Origin of the sequence: Pseudomonas sp. UFMG81 (assembly GCF_015354575.1) — a bacterium.
Lineage (GTDB): Bacteria > Pseudomonadota > Gammaproteobacteria > Pseudomonadales > Pseudomonadaceae > Aquipseudomonas.
The window spans coordinates 211,112-228,947 of sequence record NZ_JACAFQ010000003.1 but is presented as its reverse complement, the minus strand read 5'-3'; the positions used below and the strand labels follow the sequence as shown (position 1 = coordinate 228,947).

At 63.9% G+C, this 17,836-nt stretch carries 11 protein-coding genes; 2 read left to right on the top strand and 9 right to left on the bottom strand.

Features of this window, described 5'->3' with window-relative positions; all coding sequences use genetic code 11:
* Positions 1-125: 125 nt before the first annotated feature.
* From IX761_RS04060 to glnE, 8 genes are all read right to left on the bottom strand, one after another.
* The gene (locus IX761_RS04060) at positions 126-1,568 is read right to left on the bottom strand and encodes a lipopolysaccharide kinase InaA family protein (protein ID WP_194788341.1); all 1,443 of its coding nucleotides are present in this window, start codon (positions 1,566-1,568) and stop codon (positions 126-128) included.
* Entirely contained in the window at positions 1,568-2,320 is a 753-nt protein-coding gene (locus IX761_RS04055; protein ID WP_194788340.1) for a lipopolysaccharide kinase InaA family protein, read from the bottom strand. The genes IX761_RS04060 and IX761_RS04055 overlap by 1 nt, the downstream gene beginning before the upstream one ends.
* Complete coding sequence (locus IX761_RS04050; protein WP_194788339.1) at positions 2,317-3,051, bottom strand: lipopolysaccharide kinase InaA family protein; 735 nt, start codon at positions 3,049-3,051, stop codon at positions 2,317-2,319. Before IX761_RS04050 ends, IX761_RS04055 begins: the two co-directional genes overlap by 4 nt.
* Entirely contained in the window at positions 3,051-3,857 is an 807-nt protein-coding gene (rfaP, locus tag IX761_RS04045) for a lipopolysaccharide core heptose(I) kinase RfaP (RefSeq protein ID WP_194788338.1), read from the bottom strand. The genes IX761_RS04050 and rfaP overlap by 1 nt, the downstream gene beginning before the upstream one ends.
* Positions 3,854-4,975: a glycosyltransferase family 4 protein gene (locus tag IX761_RS04040; RefSeq protein ID WP_194788337.1), complete on the bottom strand. Its 1,122-nt coding sequence runs from the start codon at positions 4,973-4,975 to the stop codon at positions 3,854-3,856. The genes rfaP and IX761_RS04040 overlap by 4 nt, the downstream gene beginning before the upstream one ends.
* Positions 4,975-6,033, bottom strand: a complete 1,059-nt coding sequence (gene waaC, locus IX761_RS04035; RefSeq protein WP_194788336.1) for a lipopolysaccharide heptosyltransferase I — start codon at positions 6,031-6,033, stop codon at positions 4,975-4,977. The genes IX761_RS04040 and waaC overlap by 1 nt, the downstream gene beginning before the upstream one ends.
* Positions 6,034-7,083, bottom strand: a complete 1,050-nt coding sequence (waaF, locus tag IX761_RS04030) for a lipopolysaccharide heptosyltransferase II (RefSeq protein ID WP_194788335.1) — start codon at positions 7,081-7,083, stop codon at positions 6,034-6,036.
* Positions 7,084-7,288: 205 nt separating this feature from the next.
* Positions 7,289-10,222, bottom strand: a complete 2,934-nt coding sequence (gene glnE / locus IX761_RS04025) for a bifunctional [glutamate--ammonia ligase]-adenylyl-L-tyrosine phosphorylase/[glutamate--ammonia-ligase] adenylyltransferase (RefSeq protein WP_194788334.1) — start codon at positions 10,220-10,222, stop codon at positions 7,289-7,291.
* A 383-nt stretch (positions 10,223-10,605) separates the two neighbouring features.
* Here glnE and aceE point away from each other — a divergent pair, with 383 nt between their 5' ends.
* Positions 10,606-13,251, top strand: coding sequence for a pyruvate dehydrogenase (acetyl-transferring), homodimeric type (aceE, locus tag IX761_RS04020; protein ID WP_194788333.1), 2,646 nt, complete (start codon positions 10,606-10,608; stop codon positions 13,249-13,251).
* Between the two features lie 13 nt (positions 13,252-13,264).
* Positions 13,265-14,899 carry a dihydrolipoyllysine-residue acetyltransferase gene (gene aceF / locus IX761_RS04015; RefSeq protein WP_194788332.1) on the top strand — a complete coding sequence of 545 codons (1,635 nt, stop codon included), beginning with the start codon at positions 13,265-13,267 and terminating at the stop codon, positions 14,897-14,899.
* 103 nt (positions 14,900-15,002) lie between these two features.
* Here the strand turns inward: aceF and IX761_RS27380 are convergent, their stop codons facing one another.
* Complete coding sequence (locus tag IX761_RS27380) at positions 15,003-17,129, bottom strand: Ig-like domain-containing protein (RefSeq protein WP_194788331.1); 2,127 nt, start codon at positions 17,127-17,129, stop codon at positions 15,003-15,005.
* Positions 17,130-17,836 lie beyond the last annotated feature (707 nt).

Sequence of the window (17,836 nt, the reverse complement as noted above, 5' to 3'; positions counted from 1 at the left end):
CGGCGCCTGCATCGCCGGCAAGCCGGCTCCCACAGGAACCGTGCCAGCCTAAAGGACAACGCCGTTCCTGTGGGAGCTGGCTTGCCAGCGATGAGGCCAGTAAAGCCAGCACATACCGGCAACGGTTAATCCGCCAGCCGCGGCAGCACCTGATCCAACCGCTGATACAACGCACTGCTGCGCGGCCAGTTGCGCAACAACCGCGCCCGGTCACGGGCGAAGGCCGGGGCGAAGCTGAGCTGGGTGGCGTGCTGGCACATGGCGTCGAGGTCGATCAGCGACCAGCGGCCGTTGTCCCAGAACAGGTTGTGGCCCTTGAAGTCGCCGTGGCTGATGCGCTCGCGGATCAACTGCTGCATCAGCCGAATCAGCGCCTCGACCTGCTCATCCGGCGCCTCGCCACTGTCCACGAAGGGCGCAAAGCAGGCGGCCAGGTCTGGCCCATCGATGTACTCGGTGACCAGGTAGGCGCGGTTGCGCAGGCCCAGGGTGCGGGTTTCCAGCACCGCCAGCGGGCGCGGCGTGGCGATGTCGAGGAACCCCAGGCGGTGGCCCTCGATCCACGAATGCCAGGCCCGGCTCGGCCGCCAGAAACGCTTGAACCAATGGGCGGTGTTCTTGATGTTGTAGCGCTTGAGCACCAGCGGCCGGCCGCCAACCTCGATGCGCGCCACGCTGGCCGCACCGCCGGTTTTGTACAGGTGGCCCTGGTCGATCAGCGCATCGGCCTGCTCCAGCACCGGCAGCATGGCCGCAACCTCGCCACGCGGGATCGCGCGCAACCCCGACAGGCTGCGCTCAACGCTGAACAGCGTGCACTCGCGCCCAGCCTTGTCCAGGTAGTCATTCAGGCGCCAGCTGCGCACCTTGTCCACCTGCTTGAGCAGCGCTTCCAGCGGCAGCGCATGCTCGGCATTGGCCATCAGGTAATGCACCAACGCCTCTTCGATGAACGGCTCCAGGCGCTTGGGCAACTGGGCGAACAGCACCCCGAGGTTTTCCAGCACGCGCTGGCGCGACAGCTGTTGGCCGGGGGTCTCGGCCTTGATCCCGCCACCGTCGATCAGGTAGACCTGGCCGCCCTGGCGCAGCAGGTTGTCCAGGTGCAGGTCTGCCTGCCACAGGCCCTTGGCGTGCATCTGCGCCACCGCCGTCAGCGCCTCGCCGAGCACCAGGTGCTGCTCGTCGGCGAGCATCGGCAGGTGCTCCACCTCGGCCCAGGCGTCGGCCAGGCTTTCGGCGTTTTCAAGGAACTCGAACAGCAGCCAGCCACCCTCGCCTTCCTTCAAACCATCGGCCAGCAGGCGCGGCGTGGTCAGGCCCTGTTCGGCCAGCAGGCGCACGCCGTCCAGCTCGCGCTGGAAGTGACGGGCGGCACTGCCACCCACCAGCAGCTTGGCCAGCACCGGGGTGCCACGCCAGATGCCGGCGCCCACATAGCGCTGGCCGGGCAGCACGCGCAGCAGGCTGAGTAGTTGCAGGTCGGCCACGCCGGCGGCGTCGGCCAGGGTGACGGTCAGCGGTAACGACGGGCTGCGCCCGGCGTCCTTGAGTTCGGACAAACGCATCAGCGGGCCTCTTTGTGACGACGGCGTTGCGTCAGGCGTTGCAGCCAGGCGGACACCTGCGGGCTGTCCACCGGTTGTTGCAGGTAGGCACCCAGCAGCTCGCGCACCTCGGCCTCGCTCCAGGCACGGGCACGGCGCAGCAGCGGCTCCAGGTCCTTGACCCGGTCGCGCATGCCGAACAACAGCGGGCGGGTCTTTTCCAGGTCGATCAACTGCGCCTGCCAGCCTTCGCGGCGCTCGCGCAGGAAGATGTGCTTGGGGTAGAAGCAACCGTGCATCTGCCCGGCGCCGTGCAGGGTGCGGGCCAGTTGCCCACAGGCGTGCAGGATGCCCTGGCGCTGCGCCGGCTCCAGTTGCGGCCACTGCTCCAGGCACTGCTCCAGGTCGCGCCAGTCGTCGAGGGCGCGGGTCATCAGGATCGCGCGGTGCTCGCCAGCCTGCTTGCGCTCCCCATAGAACACCGCCTGCAAGGCTGGGATGGCGAGTTTCTGGTAGCGGCTGATATTACGGAACTCGCGGGCGAAGGTCGGCTCGCCGAACGGGCGCTGCAAGCTGCGGGTGAAGTAGTCACTTTGCCGCTTGAGGTAGAAGCCCTTGCCCTCCAGCTCCAGGCGGAACACGCTGCTCCAGCCGCCACGGCCGGTGTTGGGTTCATCCACGGCGTCGAGCTGCACGGCCCACAGGGCGTCGAAATCGCCCAGGCCATGGCGCTTGAGCAGCGCCTGGTCGGCGCTGGCCAGGTAATCGGTCATTCCCTTCCCTCGAAAAAGCCCAGCACCTGGCGAATGCGCCGCTTGTCGCGGGCGCTCAGGCGGTCGTGCCGACGGTATTGCAGGTAGAAGCGCAGGCGCTGGGTCGCCGACAGGTGATACTTGGCGACCTTGTCCAGGCACGCCAGGTCCTTGATCAGCCGGTGGCGCAGCATGAAGCCGCGCCAGAAGTCGCCGGTCGGGCAGTCGATGAAGAACAGCGTGCCCTCATCGTCCACCAGCAGGTTGCGCCACTTCAGGTCGTTATGGGCAAAGTGGTGATCGTGCATCACCCGGGTATGCCGGGCGAGCTGGCGGCTGACATGGTCGACCCAGGCGCGGTCACGCAGGCGTGGGTCGTTGTTGTCGACCAGTGCCGACAGGTCTTCGGTGCGCGGCAGCTCACGGGTGATCATCGCGCCACGGCCGAACGACAAGCCGTTGCGCTCCAGGCCCCAGGCCACCACTTCGGCGGTGGGGATCCCCCACTTGGCGAACTGCTTGAGGTTCTGCCATTCGGCCTTGATCCGCGGCCGGCCGAGGAAGCGGCGCATGTGCTTGCCGGCGCCGGTGTAGCGCTTGACGTAGTACCAGACGCCGTCGCGCTGCACGCGAATGACCTCGCTGAGCGGGTCGCGGGTCAGGTGTTCCCCTTGCAGGGCGAAGACTGCCTGCAAACTGCCAAAATCCGCCGCCAGCTTTTCGTAGCCCGGCGCCAGTGTCCAACCCGCCATCAGAGCGCATCCCCATAGCGTTGCTTGCGTTCATAGAGTTTCTGCGCCTTGCGCTCGAGCCAGGCGAGCAGTGCGGCCTCTTCCTTGAACACGTCACGCAGCGGGCGCTGGAAGTAACCGCGCAGGAAGCGCAGCTTGTCACGGCGGGTCAGGCCGATATCCAGTGCCGAGAAATACAGCGCGGCCAAGTCCTTGTCGCGCCAGCGTCGGGTGATTCTGGCCCGGGTCTGCGCCCGGTGCAGGTCGATCACCGACAGTTTGAAATCTTCCGGCGTCACTGGCCGGTCGGTGTGCAGCAGGAAGTGGCAGATGTAGCAGTCGCGGTGGTTCACCCCGGCGCGGTGCATGCCGCCGGTCATCTTCGCCACTTCGGCGATCAGCGCGCGCTTGAGGCGTGGCTCGGGCGGCTGGCGAACCCAGTCGAGGCTGAAGTCTTCCAGGCTGATGGTCGGCGCCAGCTCTTCGGTGACGATGAACGAATGCTGGCTGGCCGGGTTGCCGCCGCGCTCGCCGTAGGCGACTGCGGTCATGGTCGGCACACCGACTTCGTGCAGGCGCTGGATGGCCCGCCATTCCTGGCCGGCACCGAGCACCGGCAGCTTGGCGCTGAACAGGTTCTTGAAGATCTCGCCCCAGCCAATGCCGCGGTGGATCTTGACGAAGAAACCTTCGCCATCGACCTCGGTGCGCAGCGTGCGGCGGCCTTCCAGCTCGCGGTACACCTCGCCCTGCAATTGCTCGACGGCGTCGAACGGGTCACGCCCGGCCCACAGGCGCTTGAACGGCTCGGCCAACATCAGCTTCATGCGTTCTCCCCAAGAATCACGTCGGCGGCATGCTGCGGCATGCTGTACAGGTCGGCGGTTGCGGCGAAGGCCACGCCATTGCGCGACCAGGCCGCGCGGGCCTCGGCGTCTTCGAGCATGCGTTGCAGGTAGCCGTTGAGCTGCTCCTGCTCGAACGGATCGTCCAGCACCAGGCCGCTGTCGGCCTCGGCGATGTAGTGGGCGTAGCCGCAGACCTTCGACACCAGCACCGGTAACCCGGCGACCAACGCTTCGAGCAGCACGGTGCCGGTGTTCTCGTTGTAGGCCGGGTGGATCAGCAGGTCGGCCCCCAGCAGGAAGCGCGGAATGTCGTTGCGGCCCTTGAGGAACTGCACCTGCTCGCCCAGGCCGAGCGTGGCGCTCTGCAACTGGAACACCTTGGGGTCGTCCTGGCCGATGACCATCAGCCGGGTGCGCTTGCGCAATGCCGAAGGCAACGCGGCCAAGGCCTTGAGGCTGCGATCGACGCCCTTGGTCTTGAAGCCCGAACCGATCTGCACCAGCAGCAGCTCATCGTCGGCCAGGCCGAACTCCTTGCGGAATTCAGCGCGAATGGCGTCGGCATCGGCCGGGCGGCGGCGGTCCTGGGAGATCCCCGGTGGCAGCAGGTGGAAGCGCGCCTCGGGGGTGTCGTAATGCTTGATGAACAGCGGTTGCTGCACCTCGGAGATCATCAGGATCTCGGTGTGGGCGTCCTTGGCGAACACCGCCCGCTCGTATTCGGCGAAGTGGCGGTAGCGGCCCCAGCGGCGGTACAGGCCGCCGCGCAGGGTCTGGGCCTTGTCCTCGAAGCAGCCGTCGGCGGCGTAGTACACGTCCAGCCCGGGCATCTTGTTGAAGCCGATCAAGCGGTCGACCGGGCGCTTGGCCAGGTCCGCCGCCATCCAGGCGCTGAGCTTCTCGTTACGGCGGTGGTTGAACAGCGCCTTCACCGGCGCCACCAGCACCTCGAAGCCCGGCGGAATGTCACCTTCCCAGATCAGCGTGTACACGCGGATCTGGTGGCCCCGCTTCTGGCACTCCAGGGCAATGCGCATGAAGTCGCGCTGCAGCCCGCCGAAGGGGAAATATTTGTAGAGCACGAAAGCCAGTTGCATCAACGAACATCCTCAGCCAGCAGCAGCGCGCTCAAGCGGCCCGCCACATGCTCGGGATTCAGGCGAGTGAAGCACAGCGGCCACTCGCGTTTGAGATCGAACCGGCGCAGGTCCTCGGCGCTCGGTTTGTAGGTGCACTTCTTCTGCAGGCACGGGGCGCAGGGGAAGTTGCTCGCCTGGTGAATCTGGGCGCGTCCGTAGGCACCGGTCAAACCAGGGTTGGTGGGGCCGAACAGCGAGATGGTCGGTACATCCAGCGCTGCGGCCAGGTGGCCCAGGCCGGTGTCCACCGCCACGCAGGCCTTGGCGGCCGCCAGTACGCGGGCAACGCCGACCAGGTTCAACTTGGGCAGTACCTGGCAGTTATTCAAGCCCTGGGCGATGCGCTCGGCGCGGGCCTTCTCCGCAGGGTTCCCCCACGGCAGCATCACTTGCAGCTTGCGCCGGCCCATGCGCTCGGCCAGCTCGCGCCAGTAGGCTTCCGGCCAGTGCTTGGTGGCCCAGGTGGTGCCATGCAGGAACACCACATAGGGCGCCGCTGGCGGCAGTTGCAGGCGGTTGAGGTCCAGGCCGTAGTCGCCCAGGCCCTCGGGCAGGTCATAGGCCAGGGCCAGGGCGAACAGCTGGCGCACGCGCTCGACGGCGTGCTGGCCGACAGCGACCGACAGGCGCCGGTCATAGAAGCGGCTGGCCAAGCCCTCACGGGCCGAATAGCGGTCGAGCCCGGCCACCGGCGCTTTCACGTAGCGGGTCAGCCAGGCCGACTTGACCAGGCCCTGGGCGTCGATCACCAGGTCGTATTTGCGCGCGCGCAGGCGTTGCTTGAACGCTTTGAACTCGCCGCTCTTGATGGTCTGCCAGAGGTTCTTGCGCCAGCGGCGAATGGCCACCGGGATCACCTGGTCGACCGCCGGGTGCCAGCTGGGGATCTCGGCGAAACCCTCTTCCACCACCCAGTCGAAACGGATGCCGGGGATGGCGTGGGCGGCGTCGGTGAGCGCCGGGAGGGTGTGGATGACGTCGCCCAGCGACGACGTCTTGATGATCAGGACCCGCACTCAGTCGACCTCTGCCACGCTATCGATCAGGTTCGGCCCGTTCAGGTTGTGCAGCGCGGCGATAACCTTGGCCGGTTCAAGCAAACGCAGGCAATTGTAGTGGCCGAAACGGCAGGTGCGGTCGAAGCACGGGCTGCATTCGATGCCGGTGCGCACCACCTCGACCTGTTCGGCCAGCGGCGGGGTGAAGCCCGGCGAGGTGGAGCCGTACACCGCCACCAGCGGGCGGTTCAGCGCGGCGGCCACGTGCATGAGGCCTGAGTCGTTGGAGACCACGGCATTGGCGCAGGACATCAGGTCGATGGCCTCGGCCAGCGAGGTTTCGCCGGCCAGGTTGTACGACTCTTCACGCAGCCCCGGGATCAGCCGGTCGCGGATCTGCTCGCCCACCGGGTGGTCGCTCTTCGAACCGAACAGCCACACCTGCCAGCCCTGGCGGATCATCGCATCGGCCACTTCAGCGTAATGCTCGGCCGGCCAGCGCTTGGCTTCGCCGAACTCGGCGCCGGGGCACAGGGCGAGCACCGGGCGGTCCAGCTCCAGCTTGAACTTGCTCAAGGCAACGTCGCGGCTCTGGGCCTCGATCTGCAAGCTGGGGCGTGGGTAAGGTTGCGGCAGTTCAGCGCCCGGGGCGTAAGCCAGGGCCATGAAGCGCTCGATCATCAGCGGGTAGCGCGCCTTGTCCAGCTTGCGCACGTCGTTGAGCAGCAGGTAGCGCATCTCGCCGCGCCAGCCGGTGCGCTTGGGGATACCGGCGAAGTAAGGTACCAGCGCCGACTTGAGCGAGTTGGGCAGCAGGATCGCCTGGTCGTACTGGCCGGCCAGCGATTTGCCGATGCGCCGGCGGGTGGCCAGCTCCAACGCACCATGGCCGAGCGGGAAGCTCAGGGCCTGGCGCACCTCGGGCATGCGCTCGAGGATCGGCCGGCTCCATTCGGGGGCCAGCACGTCGATCTGGCAATCGGGGTGCTGCTGCTTCAGGCACTGGAACAGGGTCTGCGCCATCACCATGTCGCCGACCCAACTGGGGCCAATGATCAGTATTTTCATGCGTTATCCAGAAACATTCGGGGAGGCTGCAGGCTGCGTTACAACCTGGCCTCCCCTCTTTATATTCAGGCTATGTGGCGGACAGTGTACCACTGGGGGCGCGTTGCGCCCCTTTCGCGGCACAAGGCCGCTCCTACAGAGGTTCGCGATCCCCTTGTAGGAGCGGCCTTGTGTCGCGAAAGGGCCGCAAAGCGGCCCCAAAATCTCAAGTCAGGCCAAGCTCACCCCAGATCCGCCGCACCTCGCGGCGCTCATCGACGAACTGCGCCGCATCGATCACCCCGGCCTGCTTCTGCAACGCCTGGCGGTGCGAGGCCGCGCGGAACGCCTTGTACACCTCGCGCAGCAAAACGGCGTCGGCGGCGGGCATCAACCCGGCCTGCTCCAGCTCTTCCAGAATGCGGATGTTATCGGTCCAGCGCAGTATGCCCGCGTGATCGTGAGACCAGGCCAAAGCGGCGTATTGCACCATAAATTCGATATCCACGATACCGCCGGCATCCTGCTTGATATCGAAGGGCTGCCCGGGGTCGAAGGCGTTGTCCGCGGTGCCTGCGGCGGTGCCCTTGGTGCCGAGGTTGCCGCGCATCTTGGCGCGCATCTCGCTCACTTCGGCGCGCAATTTATCCAGGTCACGGGGCTTGCCCAGCACCCCCGCGCGTACGCCTTCGAAAGCCGCCGCCACCTGCTTGCAGCCCACCAGCACGCGGGCGCGGACCAGGGCTTGATGCTCCCAGGTCCAGGCTTCGTTCTGCTGGTAGCGCTCGAAGGCGCCCAACGAGCTGACCAGCAACCCCGACGCACCGGACGGGCGCAGACGCATGTCGACGTCATACAGCTGCCCGGAGTTGGTCTGGGTGGTCAGCAGGTGAATGATGCGCTGGCCCAGGCGCGTGTAGAACTGCGCGCTGTCGATGGGCTTGGTGCCGTCGGTCTCGGCGTGCGGGTCGCCATCGTGGATGAACACCAGGTCCAGGTCCGAACCGTGGCCCAGCTCGATGCCGCCGACCTTGCCGTAGCCAACGATGATGAAGCCCGGGTCGCACAGGCTGCCGTCGCTGCGCTTGGGCTGGCCATGGCGGCTCACGGTCTGGCGCCAGGCCAGGGCCAGCACCTGGTCGAGGATGGCTTCGGCCAGCCAGGTGAGGTAGTCGCTGACCTTCATCAACGGCAGGTTGCCGGTGATCTCGGAAGCCGCCACACGCAGGCTGTGGGCCAGCTTGAAGTGGCGCAGGGCTTCCATCTGCTGCTCCAGGTCATCCTCGGGGATGCGGGTCAGGCGCTCGCGCAGCTCGGCGGCCAGTTCCGGCGCCAGGGGTGGGCTGAACAAGCGGCCTTCGTTGAGCAACTCGTCGAGCAGCAACGGGTAGCGGGCGATCTGTTCGGCGATCCACGGGCTGGCCGCGCACAGGGTCAGCAAGCGGCGCAGGGCGCCGGGGTTTTCGGTGAGCAGCACCAGGTAGGCCGAACGCCGCGCCACGGCCTCGACCAGGGGCAGCACCCGCTCCAGCACCAGGTCCGGGTTGTCGTGTTCGACCGCCTGGGCCAGCAGGCGCGGGATGAAGGCATCCAGGCGCTCGCGGCCGATGCGCTGCATCGAGCGCAGCGAAGGGCTGGTACGCAGGGCCGCCAGGCGGCGCAGGGCGTCGGCGGGCTGTTGGAAACCGGCCTCCTCCAGCTGGCGGCAGGCCGCCTCCTCGTCCTGGGCCTGTTCCCACAGCGGTGACCACTCGCCACCCACCACCAGCTCACCCTCGGCGTCGTCTTCATCGGGGTCGGCGATCACCTGGCGGAAGTGCCAGTCGATACGCCCGCGCCAGTGCATCAGCTGGTCGTGGAAGCTGGCCCAGTCGGTAAAGCCGAGCATATAAGCGATGCGCTCACGGTCGGTTGCGTCGTCCGGCAGCATCTGGGTCTGGCGGTCGGCGATGGCCTGGATCGCATGCTCGGTGTAGCGCAGGAACTCATAGCCCTCGCGCAGCTCGGCGACCACCGCCGGCGGCAGGTAGCCCTGCCCCTCCAGGGTCGCCAGCACTTTGAGCAAGGGCCGCTGTTGCAGGCTGAGGTCGCGCCCGCCGTGGATCAGCTGGAAGGCCTGGGCGATGAACTCCACCTCGCGGATGCCACCAGCCCCCAGCTTGATGTTGTCGGCCATGCCTTTGCGCCGTACTTCCTGCTGGATCAGCTGCTTCATGGTGCGCAGCGCTTCGATGGCGGAGAAGTCCAGGTAACGCCGGTACACGAACGGGCGCAGCATCTCCTGCAACTGCGCGCCGGCGGCCTGGTCACCGGCCACCACCCGCGCCTTGATCATCGCGTAGCGCTCCCAGTCGCGGCCCTGGTCCTGGTAGTACTGCTCCAGCGCGTTGAAGCTCAGCACCAATGCGCCGGCCGAGCCATAGGGGCGCAGGCGCATGTCAACGCGGAACACGAAGCCATCGACGGTGACCGGGTCCAGTGCCTTGATCAGCCGCTGGCCCAGGCGAGTGAAGAACTCCTGGTTTTCCAGCGAGCGCTTCACCCCCTCGGTTTCACCGCCTTCGGGGAAGGCGAAGATCAGGTCGATGTCCGAAGACAGGTTGAGCTCCACCGCCCCCAGCTTGCCCATGCCCAGCACCACCATGTGCTGGGCTTCGCCGCTGCGGTTGCCGATGGGTGTGCCGAACTGCTGGCAGTGCCGCGGGTACAGCCACAGGTACGCTTCATCTATACAGGCATCGGCCAGGTCGGACAGGTCGCGGCAGGTTTCGCCCAACGCCGCCTGGCGGGTGATGTCGCGCCAGATGATCCGCAGTTGCTGGCGGTTGCGTTCGCGGCGCAGGTGGCGCGCCAGTTCGTCCTCGCTTTGTGCGGCCTGCACCACGGCGTTGACCTGCCCGCGCAGCTCGCCCGGGGCGAAGGGGCGGTCGAGCTCGCCACTGGCCAGCAGGGCGAACAGCATGACCGGGTCGCGCTGGGCCTGGGCCAATACGAATTCGCTGGCCGCACATACCTGGTCGAACTGCCGTCGATGTTCTGTGCTCCAGTGGTCCGGGTTCAGCTCAGGGTGCCCGGCCAGCGCATCGTGCAGGAACTGCCGATTACGGGCGACCAGCGGTTGGAGTGCGGCAGGCAGATCGAGCGGCAAAGGCAGGCGCATGGTCTATCCTTGATCGGCGTGAAAGAGAGGGGTTGGAGCGGTCAAAAGGGGGCCGGACCACGGTTGGACTGTCATACAAAAGTTCGAAATAGCTGAAAATTCTGATTTTCTGGCAAGAAACATCAACAAACACCCAACTCGAACACAGATTCAACTAACGGGAACGTTTTTCCCCACAAGCCGGCATGCGACAAACCGTCGCATTTGTGTAGTTTTACTACTACCCATGACGTGCAAAAGCATGAAATGCGAAAGCATTTGTAGTAAAACTACACCGCGCCGGATGACTGTCCGGTAATCCAAGAATTCACGACGTCTGCCCATAAGGCCAGTCGCAAACTCAGGCCATCGATTCTGGTGGCCTTTCCGCCCTGGAGCAAGCCATGCAAGACCTCGATCCAATCGAAACCCAGGAATGGCTGGATGCCCTGGAGTCGGTCCTCGACAAAGAAGGCGAAGACCGCGCTCATTACCTGATGACCCGTATGGGCGAGCTGGCCACCCGCAGTGGCTCGCAGCTGCCGTATGCCATCACCACGCCGTACCGCAACACCATCCCTGTCACCCACGAAGCACGCATGCCTGGCGACCTGTTCATGGAACGCCGCATTCGCTCGATGGTGCGTTGGAACGCCCTGGCCATGGTCATGCGTACCAACCTGAAAGACTCGGACCTGGGTGGCCACATCTCGAGCTTCGCCTCCAGCGCCACGCTGTACGACATCGGCTTCAACTACTTCTTCCAGGCCCCGACCGAAGAACACGGCGGCGACCTGATCTTCTTCCAGGGCCACGCCTCGCCAGGCGTCTACGCCCGCGCCTTCATGGAAGGCCGCATCAACGAAGAGCAGATGAACAACTTCCGTCAGGAAGTGGACGGCAAGGGCCTGTCTTCGTACCCGCACCCGTGGCTGATGCCTGACTTCTGGCAGTTCCCGACCGTCTCGATGGGCCTGGGCCCGATCCAGGCGATCTACCAGGCTCGCTTCATGAAGTACCTGGAAGCCCGCGGCTTCATCCCGGCCGGCAAGCAGAAGGTCTGGTGCTTCATGGGCGACGGCGAGTGCGACGAGCCGGAATCCCTGGGCGCAATCGCCCTGGCTGGCCGCGAGAAGCTGGACAACCTGATCTTCGTCATCAACTGCAACCTGCAGCGCCTCGACGGCCCGGTTCGCGGCAACGGCAAGATCATCCAGGAACTCGAAGGCGTGTTCCGCGGCGGTGGCTGGAACGTCAACAAAGTGGTCTGGGGCCGTTTCTGGGACCCACTGCTGGCCAAGGACACCAACGGTGCCCTGCAGCGCCGCATGGACGAAGTCATCGACGGCGAGTACCAGAACTACAAAGCCAAAGACGGCGCGTACGTTCGTGAGAACTTCTTCAACACCCCAGAGCTCAAGGCCATGGTCGAAGACCTGTCCGACGACGAGATCTGGAAGCTCAACCGTGGTGGCCACGACCCGTACAAGGTCTACGCGGCGTACCACCAGGCTGTGAACCACAAAGAGCAGCCGACCGTCATCCTGGCCAAGACCATCAAGGGTTACGGTACCGGTGCTGGCGAAGCCAAGAACACCGCGCACAACACCAAGAAAGTCGACGTCGACAGCCTGCGTCACTTCCGTGACCGCTTCGACATCCCGGTCAAGGATGCCGACCTCGAGAACCTGCCGTTCTTCAAACCAGAAGAAGGTTCCGCCGAAGCCAAGTACCTGGCCGAGCGCCGCGCCGCCCTGGGTGGTTTCGTGCCGCAGCGCCGTGCCCAGAGCTTCAGCGTACCGACCCCACCGCTGGAAACGCTCAAAGCGATCCTCGACGGTTCGGGCGACCGTGAAATCTCCACCACCATGGCCTTCGTGCGCATCCTGGCGCAGCTGGTCAAGGACAAGGACATCGGCCAGCGCATCGTCCCGATCATCCCGGACGAAGCCCGTACCTTCGGTATGGAAGGCATGTTCCGCCAGCTGGGCATCTATTCGTCGGTCGGCCAGCTCTACGAGCCTGTCGACAAAGACCAGGTGATGTTCTACCGCGAAGACAAGAAGGGCCAGATCCTCGAAGAAGGCATCAACGAAGCCGGCGCCATGTCGTCGTTCATCGCTGCCGGTACTTCGTACAGCTGCCACAACCAGCCGATGCTGCCGTTCTACATCTTCTACTCGATGTTCGGCTTCCAGCGTATCGGTGACCTGGCCTGGGCCGCTGGCGACAGCCGCACCCGTGGCTTCCTGATCGGCGGTACCGCCGGCCGTACCACCCTCAACGGTGAAGGCCTGCAGCACGAAGACGGTCACAGCCACATGATGGCGGGCACCATCCCGAACTGCCGCACCTACGATCCAACCTACGGCTACGAGCTGGCGGTGATCATCCAGGACGGCATGAAGAAGATGACCGAAGAGCAACAGGACATCTTCTACTACATCACCGTGATGAACGAATCCTACCAGCAGCCAGCCATGCCGGCCGGTGTCGAGGAAGGCATCATCAAGGGCATGTACCTGCTCGAGGAAGACACCCGCGAAGCCGCGCACCACGTACAGCTGATGGGCTCCGGCACCATCCTGCGCGAAGTCCGCGAAGCTGCGAAGATCCTGCGTGAAGAGTTCAACGTCGGTGCCGACGTGTGGAGCGTCACCAGCTTCAACGAACTGCGTCGCGACGGCCTGGCCGTGGAACGCGCCAACCGCCTCAAGCCTGGCCAGAAGCCTCAGACCACCTACGTGGAAGAGTGCCTGGCCGGTCGCAAAGGCCCGGTCATCGCCTCCACCGACTACATGAAGCTGTTCGCCGAGCAGATTCGCCAGTGGGTACCGAGCAAAGAATTCAAGGTCCTGGGTACCGACGGTTACGGTCGCAGCGACAGCCGCAAGAAGCTGCGTCACTTCTTCGAAGTCGACCGCCACTTCGTGGTGCTGGCTGCCCTGGAAGCCCTGGCTGACCGCGGCGAGATCGAACCCAAGGTTGTGGCTGACGCCATCGTCAAGTTCGGCATCGACCCGGACAAGCGCAACCCACTGGACTGCTGAGGAGTATTTTTAAGTGAGCGAACTCATTCGCGTACCTGACATCGGCAGCGGTGAAGGTGAAATCATCGAGCTGTTCGTCAAGGTCGGTGACCGTATCGAGGCTGACCAGAGCCTGCTGACCCTGGAGTCCGACAAGGCCTCCATGGAGATCCCGGCCCCCAAGGCCGGTGTGGTCAAGGAACTGAAGGTCAAGCTGGGCGACCGCCTCAAAGAAGGCGACGAACTGCTGGTGCTGGAAGTCGAGGGCGCCGCTGCGGCGCCCGAGGCTCCGGCCGCCGCCGCCCCGGCCCAGGCAGCTGCACCGGCTCCGGCCGCTGAAGCCGCCCCAGCTGCCGCTCCGGCCGCAGCCCCGGTTGCCGCCAGCGTGCAGGACATCCACGTGCCGGACATCGGCTCGTCGGGCAAGGCCAAGATCATCGAAGTGCTGGTCAAGGTCGGCGACACCGTCGAAGCCGACCAGTCGCTGATCACCCTGGAATCTGACAAAGCTTCCATGGAGATCCCATCGCCTAGCGCTGGCGTGATCGAAGCCGTGCTGTGCAAGCTGGAAGACGAAGTCGGCACCGGCGACCTAATCTTCAAGATCAAGGCCGCAGGCGCCGCCCCTGCTGCTGCTCCGGCTCCGGCCGCTGCCGCGCCGGCAGCCGCTCCTGCCCCGGCTACTGCACCTGCCGCCGCCGCTCCGGCTGCTGCGCCAGCCCCGGTCGCTACCGCACCGGCCGCCGGCAACAACGCCAAGGTCCATGCCGGCCCTGCCGTTCGCCAGTTGGCCCGTGAATTCGGTGTCGAGCTGGGTGCAGTCGCCGCCACTGGCCCGCACGGCCGTATCCTGAAAGAAGACGTTCAGGTTTACGTCAAAGCGATGATGCAGAAGGCCAAGGAAGCTCCAGCCGCCGGTGCTACCGGTGGTGCAGGCATCCCGCCGATCCCGGCAGTCGACTTCAGCAAGTTCGGTGAAGTGGAAGAAGTGGCCCTGACCCGCCTGATGCAGGTCGGTGCCGCCAACCTGCACCGCAGCTGGCTGAACGTGCCGCACGTCACTCAGTTCGACTCGGCCGACATCACCGAGCTGGAAGCCTTCCGCGTCGCGCAGAAGGCCGTGGCTGAAAAGGCTGGCGTCAAGCTGACCGTGCTGCCGCTGCTGCTCAAGGCCTGCGCCTTCCTGCTCAAGGAACTGCCGGACTTCAACAGCTCGCTGGCACCAAGCGGCAAGGCGATCATCCGCAAGAAGTACGTACACATCGGCTTCGCCGTGGACACCCCGGATGGCCTGTTGGTCCCTGTGATCAAGAACGTCGACCAGAAGAGCCTGCTGCAACTGGCTGCCGAAGCCGCCGCGCTGGCCGAAAAAGCCCGCACCAAGAAGCTCTCGGCCGACGACATGCAGGGCGCTTGCTTCACCATCTCCAGCCTCGGCCACATTGGCGGCACCGGCTTCACGCCGATCGTCAACGCGCCGGAAGTGGCAATCCTTGGTGTGTCCAAGGCCACCATGCAACCGGTCTGGGATGGCAAGGCCTTCCAGCCTAAGCTGATGCTGCCGCTGTCGCTGTCCTACGATCACCGTGTGATCAACGGCGCCGCCGCCGCGCGCTTCACCAAGCGCCTGGGCGACGTGCTGGGCGATATCCGCACCATGCTGCTGTAACGCAAAAAACCTGCCTCTCCCCGCTCAACGGGAGAGGCAGGCTTCAGTTTCGAGCTGCCACGCTCGTACCTCAACCCCGCCATCTGGCGGGGCTTTTTTTGCCTTACCAACTGTTTCGGTAGAGCGCCGCAAACTTGTTGCCACCCTGGAACGATGTCCCGTTGAAGTTGGGCGATAGCGATTGAAAATCGACTGCCCATGCATGGTCGTTGGTCGCGATATTCTCCGAAGTCCAGTAGTACGATACCGGCCAGCCGAGGATGGCAGGCACGGAAAGCGACGGTGCTTCACCCCTGTACTGTTCCCAGAACTGCCTCATCTGCGCTCGCGTCAAGGCATAGTTCTGTGGTCGGCGCACGTCACTCTGAGGGCTCGGCACCCACCACCGACTGTCTTCCCGTCTAACTGTCCTCACCCCACTGAACGAAATCGCATAACTGGCCCGATTACCAGCACTGTCGGTGACGGTTATCTGCGCAGTGCCATTCCCCGCAGCCACGACACGGCCACTCTGATCTACGGTCGCCACCGCTGAATTGTTGGATTGGTAACTGTAAGGAGGCACCCCACCACTCGCGCCACGATTGAACACCGCGTTGGCCGATGCTGCGGGCATTTTCGGAGGGCGCCCTTGAGCGATGATGTAGGACGCCGCTACCGCCTGACTGTGGGCCCCACCCAGCGACAGGGGAAGCTGGCCGGTCACCACAACCGTTGGCTCCGGGAACAGCGTTGCCAGGCTTTCGTCTTCACCCTTGAACGCCACCCTAAGGCTGATGCGCAAATTGCTGCCGGCCACCACACTCTGAAGGAGCGTGCGCTCCAGCGACACCCGCAAGCCTTGGGTAAGGTCACCGGAAGAAACCGTACTACTGGCCAGCAGATGCGCCTGCTCACCAGCCGTCGTGCGGAATGTTGCCCGCCACCAGTAACGTTGGCCCACTGCGATTCGTGGCCATGGCACGACCTGGGCATGAGCGTTGCCGACGAACGTCGCCAGGTTCAGCTCCGATGTTCCATTGGTTTGCGGAATGATGGGTGTAGGCAGCGGGCCTGCACCCACCAACTCATTGATCAGGTTGGCCACGGCGCTGCTGGAGCGACCACTCTGCGCGGCAACATACGAAACGACCAACCGTCCAGCCCCAAGGGTTACGGCCTGATCCTGTGGCACATCGAATACCAGGTTCTCTCTGCGCGAAACGACCACCTGGGTCTGCTGCCCAGAAAGCGTCCGACCACTGGCCAAGGTCAGACGCCACGTCAATGTGACCGACTCGCCTACGGCCAACCTGCCGGTCGACACGATCACTGCGGTCGTCGTCGTAAGGAGTGCGGCAAGATCAATGGTCGATCTGGGCAAATCCAGAGACTCATCTTCGAACTGTGGCGGGTCAAGCAGGCCTGCGGTTCGTTCTACCAAAAATAGCCCACGCCTCGACCAGGTACTGGGATTGTGCGTCTCGTCATGAGGACGATAGATAACGACGACTTCAGCTTTATCAGGAAGACCTTGCAGATCCGCAGGCCCGACCAGAATAGTGACCGGACTTCCGACGTCATTCACGCTCTCAAGCAAACGGGTGACCAAGCGCCCCCCCACCGAAAGGGTGACGGTATCGAACAACGCCATGCCCTCGTAAGGCGGCACTTCAAACGTCACCCCATTATCGATGTCACTTGCGCCGATGACACCCGGGTTACCCAGGTTTGCCGTTACCGGTAGTAGCTTGTCATGCTCGGGTGTGCTCGGATCCGGGTCAAAGCCACCCGGTGCCAGCAAGTCAATCTTGACAGTCAACCGGGGGGTTTCTTCTTCATTTTGGGAAACGGGCCGGAGAATCCTTGCGTACAACTCGTAGATGCCACTCTCCTGCCCGCCAAGCAAGCTGTATACCTGTGCTGGCTTAATGTAAAAAGGCACGAAGCTTTCATCGGCTTGTGTGATGGTTCCTGAAGCGACTTCTACTCCACCAAGCATGACCGTATACGAACTGTTCTGCATGTTCAGAAAGGGCTGAATAATACACAGCAATCCGTTGATATTGGTGGTCATCATTCCGAGGTTGATACCGCCCATCACGGTAGGCGTGTGAACATCGAGTATCAAGCCGGATGGGTAAATCTTTTTCAGATCACTCGTGACCCCGGATGAAGGAATGTTATTGAGCTTGTTGATCAGCTCCAGGTCGAGCGGGGACAGTATCGGGAAGTTCTCTACGCTGGTCACAATTGCTCTCCTGCTGCAAATAAGATAGTTCGCAAGGCCATTGATTCCACCTCACCTAAACATCACATCTGGCAAAGATACCAGGGGTTTTACGTACCCATGGCAACCTCATGCCGGGAGTCTAAGTACCCCATTACGTTTGAGAAAGATCTACCCGTTCGATTTGAACAACGCCGGGAGCACAGTGCCTCCAGCTGTGGGAATCTGAGCAAAATTGGGTGTCGCGACACTCAAGTTCACAGCGTACGCGTTGTTCCCCGTAGCGTTATTCGACGACCAATAATTACCGGCTGGCCATTTCAATAAGCTTGGCACACTACCGAACGGGTCGGATTCGCCCTGGTATTGATTCCAGAACTGCCTTATTTCATTGATGGACAATGCATTCAGGTCTGGGCGCAAGGGGTGCTGAGCATTAGAGTCCCAGTAGGCGTTCTCGACCAGATAGACCAACCGCACACCCGAGAACTCAATGTGGTAATGGACATTTCTGTTTAGCTGGTCCGTCACTGAGATCAAAGAAGATCCATTACCCGTCGCTGTCACGTTCCCTTGCTGGTCGACAATGGCAACCTCAGGCACTGAAGATTTGTAGACGTAGGGAGGGCTTCCTCCCGTGGCCTGGCGACGGTACTGTGCATTGGAACTGGATGGCGGCAAGCCCGGTGCCCGCTCAGTCCAGATGATGTAGTTGCTGACTGCCTGCT